Raw genomic sequence first — 12372 nt, forward strand, 5'->3', positions numbered from 1 at the left:
ACAGAGATCAATGATCGTGTGCCGCGAGGGCGGGGGAGCCGCCGGCCCCGTCCGCGGCCGTCACCGGCTCCGGCAGCGGGACGGTCACGACCGCCCGTCCGTCCGGTCCGACCAGCGCCACCCGGACCGCGGGCTTGCGGCCGCTCAGGTGGACGGCGAAGACCACGTCCACCGGTTCCCCGTCCGGACCCCGGCCCGGATGGACGAAGAACCGCCAGCAGAGCTCCCGCCAGCTGTCGACCGGCTCCGTGCTCGTCAGCGACCCCTCGTAGGCCCGCCAGGCCGTACTGGAGCGGAGCCGGGCGGCGGCCGTCGCGGCGTCCGCCGGACGCTCCTCGCACGGTGCGCGGTGCCGGAGCCGGGCGGCGGTCTCCTCGATCTCCGGGGAGAACGCGGCGACCAGCAGCAGCCCTCCGGTCACCGCCAGCGCTTCGGTCCAGGAGATCCCGGCCAGCACGGACCACCCCGGCACCGGTCCGGCCCACACGGTCCCGACCGCCATGGCCGTCAGCACCACGGTGCGGGCGAACGAGCGGAAGCCCACCGGGACCGTGCTGACCTCGCCGAAGCAGCCGCACCCCACGTCGGGGCGGCGGCGGCGCAACTCCCACAGGACGTAGGTGGCCACCGCGAAGAACGCGGTCGTCCCCCACCGGAAGACGGGATGCCCGGTGGCCATCAGCCCGCCCAGCAGAATCGCCTCCCCGGCCGCGCAACCGAGCATCACGGGCGCCCGCCAGTGCTCGGGCACCAGCACGGCCGGCCCCAGCCCGCTCATCCCGTCCAGGCCCGTCTCGCCCCGGGCGGTCCGGATCTTGGCCACCGTACCGAGGGCCAGCAGCACGCTCAGCACCGGGAGCTGGGCGGCGGCGATCGTCCTGAGCATCTCTGTCATCTGCGTCGTCACCTACGTCATCCCAAAGTGATCCGGGCGTTGAAACAACCCTTGGTCAGCTCCCCGCCGAGCTCCACGAAGGAGGCCGGGGACAGTTCGACGATCCGGCCGCGCGGGGAGGTGCCGCACTCCAGGCACCGGTCGCAGAACCGGCCGGCGAGGCAGCCGCACGTCACGACCGGTACGACCGAGGTGCGGCCGGCGCACACGTTGCGCACGTCGAGCGCCGACCCCAGGGCGAGGTACGGCAGTCTCGCACAGGACCTCCCCACCTCGTCGCACTCGGCGTCGGAGGACTCCAGCATCGGGTAGGCGGCCCCCCGCTCGCCGAAGTCGAAGCCGTCGGACCAGGTCGCGGTGCCCGAGACGTGCGGCTGCGCGCCGCCGTAGGCGAGGGGCGGTTCGGGTACGGACGTCCACCGGTAGGGCGGCTGCGAGGTCGTGGGCAGCCGGACGTGGGCCACGCCGTCCTCGACGACGCCGACGGCGTCGAACAGGTAGCCGGGTTCGAACTTCGGATGCCGGACCCGGAGCCGCCCCGAGACCGCGTAGGGGACGACGACGGTCCGCGTGCCCCGGTGCGGCCCGCAGTAGAGCTCGACCGTGCGGTCCCCGGCGCCGGGACCGACCTCCTGGATCACGCCGGTGATCCGGGTGGTGTCGGCCCAGATCCGGTCGACGACCCGGCCGGCCTTCAACGCCCTGATGACCACGTTGGCGCCGGAGGGCAGGTCGGCCGGGGCCACGGTGTCTCCGCGCCAGGCGGTCGCCCAGGGGGCGATGACGAGCCGCTCCTCCGCGCCGTCCGAGGTCTCGATGATGATCAGGTGCGGGCTGGCGTCCAGGACCGTGCCGGTGACGGCGTGCAGGAGCTCGCCGTCGCCGGGAACGGGGCCGGAGGCGGTGAGGGGGCGGCCGAGCGCGGCCGAGGCCAGCGCCCGGCGGCGGTCGACGCTCCGCTGGGGCATCGTGGTTCTCCTGTTCTCGGCGGGACGTCCAGCCAGCGTCACATGCTGGGAGATGTCCTGCTGTCGGCTTCCCCTGATAATTCCGTCAGGTATCCGACCAGGTATCAGGATTTCCCTCCCCAGTGGAATGCCTCTCCCCCATGACAGGGCAAAACGGCGTCTAACGGTCTTCCGGCAGCCGGTGGGGCAGTTGGTGCGATCTTTGCGGCCGGAGGGATGAAACCTGGATTCCGGTTCAGCCGGATCAGGCGCTCCGGCTGCGATTCTGGCCACGGGAGACACCTTGACCACAGGGCGGGTGATCGCGGTGACCGGGGGGACCCACGACGAGTTCCGCGAGTACGTCATTGCTCGCGGACCGGCGCTGCTGCGCGCCGCCCGCCGGGTCACCGGGAACCCGAACGACGCCGAGGACCTGCTCCAGGCGGCACTGGCCAAGACCTACCTGGCCTGGGAGCGCATCGAGGACCGCGCGGCCCTGGACGGCTACGTGCGCCGCGCGATGGTCAACATCAACATCTCGTGGTGGCGGCGGCGCAGGCTGGAGGAGTATCCCTCGGGGGAGGTGCCCGAGCCGGTCGTCGCCGGCGTCCAGCGGCAGCTGCCCGAGCGGGTGGAGCAGGCGCTCGACGGACTGCCCGCCCGGATGCGGGCCGCGATCGTGCTGCGCTACTACGAAGACATGACCGAACTGGAGATCGCCAAGGCCCTGGGCGTCAGCGTCGGCACGGTCAAGAGCACGGTCTCGCGCGGCATGGCCAAGCTCCGCTGCGCCCTCGAGGTCCAGGAGCGGCGGCTCGAGCCCCGGTCCTGACCCTCCGTCCCGGGATCCTGCCGGGGGCGTTCGGGGTCATCGGCGTCCCGGGATCCTGCCGGGGGCGTTCGGGGTCATCGGCGTCCCCGGATCCTCCCGGCGGCGTTCCGGGTCATCGGCCGCGGTCCTCAGGGGACCGTCGGGAGGACGGCCGCCCGGGAGGCTGCTCGCAGGACCCGGCCTCTCCGGGGGACCGGTCCTGGGCGCCCGCCGTGGCGCAGGGCCGTACGGCGTCGCGGATGGTCCTGAGGGCGTCGAGGAAGGCCGAGAGCCTGTCGGGGGAGAGCAGCCCGGTGAGCCAGGCCTCGATGTCCGCCAGGTGCTGCGGCAGTACGTCGCCGAGACGGGCCAGGCCCGTCTCCGTGATCACCGCGTACGACGTCCGGCGGTCCGTGGCGCACGCCTCCCGCGCGACCAGGCCCTCGCGTTCCAGCCGGTCCACGACCCTGGTCACACCGCTGGTGGACAGGGTGGTCTGCGCGGCCAGGTCGCTCATCCGCAGACGCTGCCCCGGGGAGCGCGCCAGGCGGATCAGGGTCTCGAAGTCGATCTCGGAGAGCCCCGCCGCCGCGAGGGTGGGGAGCGTCTTGTCCGACAGCCCGGTGGAGACCTCGGAGAGGAGGCCCATCGCGGTCAGCCGGGGGTCGTCTAGGGGAAGCACGTTCACACTGTATCGGACGATAGTTGACGGGAGGAATATTCCTCGTGTAGAAATATGTTGACGCAAATGTCCACGCAGCAAGCACCCCTCGGGAGAACACGATGAGCACTCGCACCTGGGAGAACCTCCAGATCCCCGCCGCCGGCACCTACGCGCTCGACGCCGCCCACACCAGCATCGGCTTCGTCGTCAAGCACATGATGGTGAGCAAGGTCCGCGGCGGCTTCGGCGACTTCGCGGGCACCGTGACGATCGCCGAGAACCCCCTGGAGTCCTCCGCCGAGCTCACGATCAGGACCGAGAGCATCAACACCGGCGTGGCCGACCGCGACGGCCACCTGCGCGGCGACGACTTCCTCGCCGTCGAGAAGTTCCCCGAGCTGACCTTCCGCAGCACGCGCGTCGTCGGCCACTCCGGGGACGAGTTCACCCTGGCGGGCGACCTGACGATCCGCGACGTCACCAAGCCGGTCGAGCTCACCGTCGAGTACGGCGGCGCCGGCACCAACCCGTGGGGCCAGGAGGTCTGGGGATTCTCCATCACCACCGAGATCGACCGCGAGGAGTTCGGCCTCACCTGGAACCAGGCGCTGGAGACCGGTGGCGTGCTCGTCGGCAAGAAGATCAAGATCGAGATCGAGGGCGAGGCCAACCCGGCCGCCTGATCTCCGGGACCCCTGGTCTCCGGGACCCCTGGTCTCCGGGATCGACGCAAGGCTCCTCCCCGGTCGGGCGAGGAGCCTTCGCGTGCTCGACAGGTGAGATTTCTTGTCTCACTCGTAGAGAATCCACAGGTTTACCCTAAGCTCTACCTGCTCCTCCACGGCTCTGTCCACAGGTGTGGACGAAGTTATCCACAGATGGTGGATAACCCTCCCGGGAAGGCATGGCCGACGCGCCAGGCAATCGCTTTGCCGCCTTGCCCGATCGCCGGTACTCTGTGCTGAGCCACACGGCTACCAGGAGGCTTCGCCTAGTCAGGTCTATGGCGCCGCACTGCTAATGCGGTTTGGGTTTACCGCCCATCCGGGGTTCAAATCCCCGAGCCTCCGCAGATCAGAGGCCCTCTTCCCCAGATGGGGAGGAGGGCCTTTTTGATCTCGCCGACGACGTAGCAGCCGCAGGGGAACAGCGGCATCGAGGACGCCATCAAGAAGTTCTCCTAACGGAGATCGCACCAAGCCGCGGTCGCGTCGTCGAGGGCCTTGCCGCGCGGCCAGCGTTCGCCGTGCGGGTCGGAGTGCTCGGCCTCGCGGACCCGGCGGATCAGTTCGGCGGGGCCGTGCTGGTCGAGGAGGTCGAGGGTCTGCCGCCAGGTGGTCAGGGCGAAGCGGTCGACCAGGCGGGAGGCGCCGTCGCTGAGCAGTGCGGCGGCGCGGACCTGGTGGGCGGGGACCGTGCCGGTGAGGGCCTGGTCGGCGGCGAGGGGGTCGGCGGAGGCGACCCAGAAGCCGCCGTCGCGGTTGCGGTGGCCGCGCAGGGTCTCCACGTACGCCCGGTGGGCCGCGAGGTGTTCGGGGCTTCCGGAGGGCAGGGCGTCCATGGTCGTGCGGTGGGCCGCACCGACGAGGGCTTCCCGGTCGTCGCAGATGACCATGGGCTCTGCGGTGTCGGCCGTGTCCAGGACGAGGACGGAGTCGGCCAGGATCAGCCAGTCCAGGGCGTCGGCGCTGTGGCGCAGCATGACGACGGTGGCCGAGGGCGAGCCCGCGTGGGCCAGGTCGCAGGTGAAGTCGTGCATGGACGCGACGGTCTTGATGCCCTCGGCGAGGATCTCGATCAGCGGGCTGGAGGTCTGCGTCATGGCGGTGAGCAGGGTGGAGCCCAGGGCGCGGCTGTACCAGGCGACACCGTGAGTGCAGCCCGACTCCGAACCGGCCGGGGTGCCGGCGCCGTCGAGCAGGACGACCGCGTCCGGGGTGGCGGCGACGAAGTCCTCGTTGGGGCGACCGGGGGCTGCTTCGGTGGCGAAGGTGACGCGCATGGGGGTCAGGGCTCCTCGTGCCGGTAGAGGGGGCTGGCGAGTTCCGCTCTGACGGGTTCCCCGGTCGCCGGGTCGTATTCGACGCCGACCACGCAGGAGAAGCGGTTCTCGCCGACCTGTCCCCACAGGGTGGCGGTCTCGGAGGTGAGCAGGTCGACCACGCCGAGGGTGCCGTGCGGGTGGATGCCGGTGAAGACCAGCAGGTTGCCGTTGCCGTCCGGGCGGGCCAACCGGCCGAGGTAGGCGTAGTCCACCGGGCGGGCCGGTTCGGAGTCCTCGCCGGAGCGGTAGCTCTGCCCGGTGCGGCGGTCCCGCAGGGTCCACGCGCCGTCCTTGACCCATTCGAGCACCGGGTCGGACTCGTACAGCGCGCCCATGACGGGGGAGAGCTTCGGCCCGCAGATGACGATGAGGTTGGGCCGGTTCAGATCGATGTCGCCGCCGAGGGGGACGTGTTCGAGGTTCACCGCCAGGTCGAAGCCGCGGGCGAGGTCTTCCAGCCGCTTGGCCGCGGTGACGTCCTCCATGGCGACGACGGGCCGGGCGTTGCCGGCCTCGCGCTTGAGGGGGGTGGCCAGGGTGATGGTGCCGGTGCCGAGGAACGCGCCTTCGGGGGCCGGGCCGGTGTGCTTGATCTGGTGGATGCGCCCGCGTGACAGGCCGGCCTTCTCGGCGATCTGGGCATACGACATGCCCTGGGCGTGGAGTTCCTGGATGACGCGGCGGCGGAGCCGGGCCAGTTCGGTGACCTCCTGCTGTGCGGCGTTGAGGCGTTCGGTCGCGGCCCGCAGCAGCAGATACGGATCGTCGATCGCAGCGATACGGTCGAGGTCGCTCGATGGCACGGTGGTTCCCTTTCGGTGGTGCTCCACCGAGTCTAGGCCCCTAGACGAAATGCCGTCTATCCCCCTTGACGGTACTGTTTTGAGCGGTTCGCCGGTTTTCAAGTCCACCGCCCGGATCGCAGAGCGCCGTTTCGGGACGCCGCGCGGACTCACCGCTCACCGCGCCAGACCGGACAGCAGCGCCGTCCACATCGCGTGCGCCTCGGCCGATCGCCGCCGGGAGGTCTCCCGGACCTTCCACCCGTTGCCCTCGTAGACGGTGCGGCGGATGAACGCCTGCCCGCCGGCCTCACACAGCTCGTAGAACGGAACCCGGCATTTACAGGTCCAGGCGATCACCCGGACCCGTTCCCCGAGCCGGGGAGGATGCCAGTCCAGGCGCTTGCACTGAGACTGCGGAAGCGGAAGATGAGGGCTCAGGCAGCCGGTCACCGGCATGACGCCGCCTGCACGGCCGCGGCCGGCTCGGTGCTGAGCAGTGCCCACACGGTACGGCCCTGCTCGTCGCCGTCGACTCCCCAGGAGTCGGCGAGCGTCGAGACCAGCAGCAGGCCCCGTCCGCCTTCGTCCTCCTGGCCGTCGAGCACTTCGGGCGTGCGGGGACCGCCCTCGTCGAGCACGGCGAGCCACAGCCGGTCCCGGCCGACGTGGATGGTGACGAGGAACCGGCCGCCGAACCGGCCACTGGCCGAGTGCCGTACCGCGTTGGTGGCCAGCTCGCTGACGATGAGTTCGGCCGCCTCCACGATGGGCCAGCCGTTCAGGAACGCGGTGACGAACCGGCGGGCTTCACGGACTGAGGCCGTGGAGCCGAGGAAGTGACGGGACAAGCGCCAACCTGACATGGGCGTACTCCGTTGTATAGGGGGCTATACATCCACGTCGGAAGCGTATGACCAACAGTAGAAGCCGCCCAAGGTATTCGACGCATAAATGCGTCAGTTCGTTGAGTGGTTCCCCAGCGCTCGGTAGTCCGCCCCGATCTCACTCAGCAAGCTACGGAGGTCATCCCCGTAGAGCGCCGCTCCGGCGAACGCCTCGAAGACCTCCTCATGCGCTTCCAGGTCGCCCGTCTCCGTCAACGTGAGATCACCCGTGAGGCTCTCGACCACGCTCACCGAACCATCGAAGATCGTGAACCCGTGCAGAGGAAAGGCCGGCGCCTCCGTCCTCCACGGCACGACGCCGAGCCGGACATGCGGCAGCGTCGCCACCTGAGCGAGCCGGTCGAGCTGCGCCAGCATCAACGACGGCGACCCCGGCCAGGTCCGCACCGCACCCTCGGTCAGCACGAAGGCGAACTTCCGCCCCGCCTCGAACAACACGGTCTGTGCCTCGACCCGTACGGCCGCCGCCCTGGCCGCGTCATCCTCGTCCACCTCCCGGCCGATCGTCAGGGCCAGTCGGGCATACTCCGCCGTCTGCAACAGTGGCGGCACCATTGCCGAAGAGAACACGGCCATCCAACCGGCTGACCGCACCCGCGCCGCGTTCGCCGCCTCCCGGCCGGCCAACCCACCCTTGAGGCGGGAGACCTCATCACGCAGCCGAACGAGCAGCGCGTCCAGTGCTCCGCGGTCTGCCTCACCCAGCTCAAGAGCTGCCGAAACCCGCTCGACGGTCTCAGGAGTCGGCAGGAGCTGTCCCGTCTCGATCCGGGAGATCGTCGGCTGCGCCACCCCCGCTCGCTGTGCCAGCTCCTTGCCCGTCAGCCCCGCACCCTTGCGCAACCGCCGAAGCAGCTCGCCCAGCTCCCGCAACCGGTCCTGTCGATCGTCCACACCGAGCGTTCTACCACCGGCCATGACGTGCCGACGCGGGCTCTACCCGGATCACTGCCGAATTGTTCTTATAGGTGATCAAGGGCGGCGCGCCGCGCCGCCGTACCCCCGGCCCTCCGCCCGCCCGCCGTCCGGGCGTGCGGCCTGGGGGCCGGTCCCGAACGGCGGCGGGACATCGGGCCGGGCGCTACACGCCTGCCTCGCCGTACTGACCGAACACACCGGCCAGGGTTGCCGCGCCGCCCCAATGCAGCCCTACGATCGCCACGGGGTGGCCGATGGCCGTTATGGTCAGGGGCGATCGAAGATCCGGGGTTCGTCCCTCACCCCGGCTCACTGAGGAACATGGCTGATCACTGCCCACCTTACGCAGCGATCCCCTATCCGCTGTCCACCGTGCAGATAAGCGGCTGCCGTGTTCGCTTACCCGATAACGACCCAGGCGGCTTGATTGCCGTGCCAACGATATCCGTCGAACTAGAAGGATCACTACTCCATAGAAATTATCCGGGACGTTCACTGAGAGTGCCAACATCGGCGGATAGGTCAGGCCAGCCCATGATCTCAAACGTTTTCTCCAGGACTTGGAGGAACGTCTCCAAGCGAGTTGGATCATCGGAGATCCGGTCAGTAGACGTCAGGATGATCCGTGCGAGCCGGTCAATGTCACGTTCGGGGCGGTGCGCATCTGCAATCAAAGGTCTGACATGTTCATCGAACACCTTCCATGAAAGGTCCTGTCCGGGCTGATCGAGATACTGCTTCAGCCACCACAAGCGAGCACTGGTGACATCGGACAAGTGGGTGCGCAGCAGGTCTGTTGAAGCGTCCTCAGCAAGGACGGTAGCTAGCCGCGCCGTTCGTCTCGCCTCGGCAAATGGTTCGTACCGAACCGCATCGCGTTCTGGCAGGGAGACGTGGATTCGGCAACGAAACTCGACGTTCTTGCACACGGGCGTGGACTGCCAGGCCGCAAGCGCTATCGTCACCTGCTGCTCGGCTTCGAAGCTGTCCTCTGGGAGGAGTGCTCCGGTTATTGCACGACCGGCGGCATCAACGCCTGCCAAGGCCGCAGCACGCGCCTGCGCCAGGTTCGGATGCGTCCAGCCTGTGGAGGATTGCCCGTCCTTGAACCTCCCTGTGGAGGCAGGCCGATACCAGACCCGTCCCCGGCCCTCGAAGGAGATGCCAGGGATCCTGGTGGGCAGGGCTACCGTAAATCGCGACGATCGTTGACGCCGCAGAGCTCGGTCAGCCCACAACGGCATCGTCTGATCTCTCCTTTTTGACGCTTTCAGTGGGAGTTCCTGACTGCTGAATGGCGTACTTCAAAATGTCATCAACAAGCTCCCCTCGGCGATCGCCGGAAGAAAGGTCGAAGATGATATTCCGCCTTATATGCGGCCTGATGACAGCACCGAACAGCTCGGTGATGCGGTCTCGGTTGAGCACGCCGTGGGTAGCAGCCTCCTCCCATGCCTGCATCACAGTTATTGCAGGTTTGTAGGTCTCCTCCCGAGCGATTGCCTTCTGGAAGGCTTGGATCAGGGCCTCAGTGGAGATTTCATTACCGGGCTCGCCGTATAGCGCGGCCGTACCCTCTTTGGTGCCCGCGATGCAGAGGAACGCGACAACGCCTGCACGTTCGGTGTCGGCTGTCTGAAGCCACCGCTTGATCGCCCGAAACAACAGCTGTCGGTGCTCGGATGCGCTTATCGAGGTGAACGCATTCACGAGAGCGGGACTGAGAGGGTCCGGAGACCTAAGGGCTGCCCGTCCCAGCCTGGTTATCGCCATGCTGGGCTTCACTCGGCCGAACTCACCACCGCAAACCGCGGCGACAACGTCGACGACATCTTGAGTTGGCTTACGGTCCAGCCAACTGTAGAGCCGACCGCGGATGTAGGCACCGAAGAGCGGGTCGAGCACGGCGTTTGACAACGCCTCAATGAGCAGTTTAGGACGTTTGGTCGACAGCGAATCGAAAAGTTTCTGGACCAGAGTGTGATCGCGGTAGTACACCGCTAGCTCCATCAGTGAATTCACCACTCGGCGAGCGTCAGGGATTTCCAGTTCCACCGCTTGGCCGATCGCCCATGTGGTCAGCTTATCCCGATGCTCAGCGAACTGGTGCCATAGGTGTAACCGAACAGCTGCAGCGAGGCCATGGCACTTCGGGTCGAGTTGAACCTTGTCGCCATCCTCGTGAATATTGGCATTCTGGAGGCGCTGCGATGCAAAGTTGTCAGAGAAGATATCGACGAGTGTCCTGGGTTCCTGGAGTTGCTTGCGAAGGGCTTCCGACATCCCCAGTACTGAGGTTCTGAGCCCGCCGTCACACATAGCGGCCGACCACACGAGCGTTCGAAGTCCGAAGTCCCGAGGGCAGTCAGACTCGAACCAGCTCTTCCACCCTAGGAACTCATCCGCGATCTCGGCGCTGTCAGCTGTCGGGTTCGCGAGGAGGATCCTCGTCAGACGGAGCACTTCGCTCGCACGCGGGGCGGCCGCCCAAATCTCGGCGAAGGACTCATCGTTGAGACGGTCGACGAGGTCACCTGCGCCAGAGGAACGCAGCTCGTTGGCCGCGAGACTCTTGCCGTCAGGTGAATGAAGCCGCACGGTGCGATCACTCAGCGAGCGCAGCCACGCGTCGTTGATACTGGTTTCGGACGCGAGGACGATCAAATAGGCGCTAGATTCCTTGGCCCAGTTGCGGAGCGCCATACCGAATTCGCTCGACGGGGTCTTGTCGTACTCCGACAGGTCAAGCGCATATCCGAAACCTGGAGAAGCTGGCGGAAGCAGGCGAGCATTGGGGCGTTCCCAGCTGGCTTCCAGCTTCATCAGCTGGTCCGTGCGGCAGCGTTGCCTAAGCCTGAAGAGAGCAGCAGTTCCGCGACCTGTTCCAGTACCACCGAGGAATACCATCACTCCGGGTTCGCTGAGCATTCGGTCGCTCTCGTCCCAGTCACTGCCCTGGGGGTGAACGAATTGATCGTCTCGGGTCGGCCGTATTTCTTCTTTCGTAACAGCTACAGCTTCAACGAACTCGTCGCCAAAGATGAACGACTGATGGGCCGCGACGAATCCCGGACCATGGAAGACAGCTTCAAGGCTCGTCACGCTTCCTCCTTGAGGGATTTGTGCGTATTAATGGTCAGACCATGAAAGACTTGGGAGTCTCCGACGAACATCGGTCCCGAACCTTCGCTTCGGGCATTGATCGTGATGGCAGTCGGCCGAGGAGCAGTCGCAGTGAGATCGATAGCGAACCTACTCCGGAACGCGGCTCGGACATCATCGGCGTCGAGGCAGCCAGCGTGGGGGCCGATGGTTCGAGCGAGCTCAGCAAGCCTGCCCAAGAGAACGTCAGCGCTCTGCCCGCTAGCGGTAGCAAGCGTTCTCACGTCGTCGAGCCCTGCACGCCAATCGCGTCCATCTCCGGTCGGATCGACCAGCCAGACATGGAGGCGTGACAGAACGCGATGCGTGAGTGCTTCTGCCTCTGCTCGTTCCGTGGTGCCTACCGCGGCGGCCATCGCGGCGACGATGTGTTCATGACGGGTGCGCAACTGCCGACGTGTAACGTTCTCGCTGAGCAGGAGCTGGAACGAGTACGGCGTGTGATGGCTCCGCGCCATACCCGTCAGTCGTGCAAGTTCCTTGAGTTCTTCCTCGGGCTCTCCTGCGGCGACTCCGAGAACGAGCCGGCCACTGTCGAGGTCATCCGGACGTGCCCGCCAGGTGTCCATCGCCTGACTGAGAACAGAGATGAGCGCCTCGCTGCTCCCCAAAACGGACAGGGTTTTCTTGACCTGGAACTCGATGGTCGTGCTCTGGTCGGCCGAGCTCGCCTGCATGACGATGTCATCGAGCGAACTCCCCGCGATCCTCTGCTGAAGCGCCACACCGTTGACCGGTAGATCGATCCCGACAGGCACGTGTGCCCCACGCAGTAGCCTGCTCAGCGCGAGCGCCGCCACTCGGTATTCGAAGAGTACGCCAGCACCACCCGTCGCCTCCGGGGAGGCCATGCCGTTTGCCATGCTCTATCTCCTCCTCGCCGTCCCACAGCTACGTTACGGGTGGGCGCTGACAAAAACGCGACAACTCCCATATCTCAGGTAAAGCGCATTGGCCGCAGATCTGCAAGACCAATGAGGTCGTCCAGCGAAACGACCACAGGCTAGGTCGGTGTATCAAACTGGGATAAATCGAACATTTAAAACCGTACAATTGTTCGGATGGTCGTTCTGTGTTGATATCCGACCATCTGTGCACGTGAGCACGGTCGGCATTTTCGGTCGCCCTGTGAGTGGAAATCAGGAAGGAAGAATAATCCGTTTCTAATCCCCTGTTTTGAGAGGGCTTTACGTGAGCTGATGTCCCCTTCGTCGCTTGCACCGGACAGTTCGGGCTGG

Annotated in this window: 13 protein-coding genes and 1 tRNA gene; 3 read left to right on the forward strand and 11 right to left on the reverse strand. The window is 66.8% G+C overall.

The features are described 5' to 3' along the window. Window positions 1–7: 7 nt before the first annotated feature. Window positions 8–895 (reverse strand): MauE/DoxX family redox-associated membrane protein, encoded by an 888-nt coding sequence (locus IEZ06_RS29570; protein WP_229798868.1) that lies wholly within the window; start codon window positions 893–895, stop codon window positions 8–10. 17 nt (window positions 896–912) lie between these two features. After that, window positions 913–1863, reverse strand: coding sequence for a hypothetical protein (locus IEZ06_RS29575; protein ID WP_189239970.1), 951 nt, complete (start codon window positions 1861–1863; stop codon window positions 913–915). A 283-nt stretch (window positions 1864–2146) separates the two neighbouring features. On the opposite strand from IEZ06_RS29575, the gene IEZ06_RS29580 reads away from it, so the two are divergent. Beyond that, complete coding sequence (locus IEZ06_RS29580; RefSeq protein ID WP_229798870.1) at window positions 2147–2677, forward strand: SigE family RNA polymerase sigma factor; 531 nt, start codon at window positions 2147–2149, stop codon at window positions 2675–2677. A 112-nt stretch (window positions 2678–2789) separates the two neighbouring features. Here IEZ06_RS29580 and IEZ06_RS29585 read toward each other — a convergent pair whose 3' ends face one another. Beyond that, window positions 2790–3338: a MarR family winged helix-turn-helix transcriptional regulator gene (locus tag IEZ06_RS29585; protein ID WP_229798872.1), complete on the reverse strand. Its 549-nt coding sequence runs from the start codon at window positions 3336–3338 to the stop codon at window positions 2790–2792. A gap of 101 nt (window positions 3339–3439) precedes the next feature. Here IEZ06_RS29585 and IEZ06_RS29590 point away from each other — a divergent pair, with 101 nt between their 5' ends. Continuing rightward, on the forward strand, window positions 3440–4003 hold the full coding sequence (locus IEZ06_RS29590; protein WP_189239971.1) for a YceI family protein: 564 nt from the start codon (window positions 3440–3442) through the stop codon (window positions 4001–4003). Between the two features lie 297 nt (window positions 4004–4300). After that, window positions 4301–4390: transfer RNA gene (locus IEZ06_RS29595), tRNA-Ser, on the forward strand. A gap of 110 nt (window positions 4391–4500) precedes the next feature. Here the strand turns inward: IEZ06_RS29595 and IEZ06_RS29600 are convergent. From IEZ06_RS29600 to IEZ06_RS29635, 8 genes are all read right to left on the reverse strand, one after another. After that, window positions 4501–5322, reverse strand: a complete 822-nt coding sequence (locus IEZ06_RS29600) for a protein phosphatase 2C domain-containing protein (RefSeq protein ID WP_189239972.1) — start codon at window positions 5320–5322, stop codon at window positions 4501–4503. Window positions 5323–5327: 5 nt separating this feature from the next. Further along, a complete protein-coding gene (locus IEZ06_RS29605) occupies window positions 5328–6167 on the reverse strand; it encodes a sigma factor-like helix-turn-helix DNA-binding protein (protein WP_189239973.1) in 840 nt (279 codons plus the stop codon). A 156-nt stretch (window positions 6168–6323) separates the two neighbouring features. Beyond that, a complete protein-coding gene (locus tag IEZ06_RS29610; RefSeq protein WP_189239974.1) occupies window positions 6324–6506 on the reverse strand; it encodes a hypothetical protein in 183 nt (60 codons plus the stop codon). A gap of 89 nt (window positions 6507–6595) precedes the next feature. Next, on the reverse strand, window positions 6596–6997 hold the full coding sequence (locus tag IEZ06_RS29615) for an ATP-binding protein (RefSeq protein WP_203872206.1): 402 nt from the start codon (window positions 6995–6997) through the stop codon (window positions 6596–6598). Window positions 6998–7105: 108 nt separating this feature from the next. Next, window positions 7106–7948 (reverse strand): helix-turn-helix domain-containing protein, encoded by an 843-nt coding sequence (locus tag IEZ06_RS29620; RefSeq protein ID WP_189239976.1) that lies wholly within the window; start codon window positions 7946–7948, stop codon window positions 7106–7108. Between the two features lie 503 nt (window positions 7949–8451). Next, window positions 8452–9015, reverse strand: coding sequence for a hypothetical protein (locus tag IEZ06_RS29625; RefSeq protein WP_189239977.1), 564 nt, complete (start codon window positions 9013–9015; stop codon window positions 8452–8454). Window positions 9016–9199: 184 nt separating this feature from the next. Then, window positions 9200–11074: a hypothetical protein gene (locus IEZ06_RS29630; protein WP_189239978.1), complete on the reverse strand. Its 1875-nt coding sequence runs from the start codon at window positions 11072–11074 to the stop codon at window positions 9200–9202. Continuing rightward, on the reverse strand, window positions 11071–11997 hold the full coding sequence (locus IEZ06_RS29635; RefSeq protein WP_189239979.1) for a hypothetical protein: 927 nt from the start codon (window positions 11995–11997) through the stop codon (window positions 11071–11073). The genes IEZ06_RS29630 and IEZ06_RS29635 overlap by 4 nt, the downstream gene beginning before the upstream one ends. Window positions 11998–12372: the final 375 nt, after the last annotated feature.

This window comes from Planomonospora antibiotica (assembly GCF_014647955.1).
Classification (GTDB): Bacteria; Actinomycetota; Actinomycetes; order Streptosporangiales; family Streptosporangiaceae; genus Planomonospora; species Planomonospora parontospora.

What these genes read in the sequence shown, in the direction of transcription:
- IEZ06_RS29600 (WP_189239972.1), bottom strand. Translation starts at nt 5,322, where the DNA reads ATGCGCGTCACCTTCGCCACCGAAGCAGCCCCCGGTCGCCCCAACGAG.
- IEZ06_RS29635 (WP_189239979.1), bottom strand. Translation starts at nt 11,997, where the DNA reads ATGGCAAACGGCATGGCCTCCCCGGAGGCGACGGGTGGTGCTGGCGTA.
- IEZ06_RS29575 (WP_189239970.1), bottom strand. Translation starts at nt 1,863, where the DNA reads ATGCCCCAGCGGAGCGTCGACCGCCGCCGGGCGCTGGCCTCGGCCGCG.
- IEZ06_RS29570 (WP_229798868.1), bottom strand. Translation starts at nt 895, where the DNA reads ATGACAGAGATGCTCAGGACGATCGCCGCCGCCCAGCTCCCGGTGCTG.
- IEZ06_RS29590 (WP_189239971.1), top strand. Translation starts at nt 3,440, where the DNA reads ATGAGCACTCGCACCTGGGAGAACCTCCAGATCCCCGCCGCCGGCACC.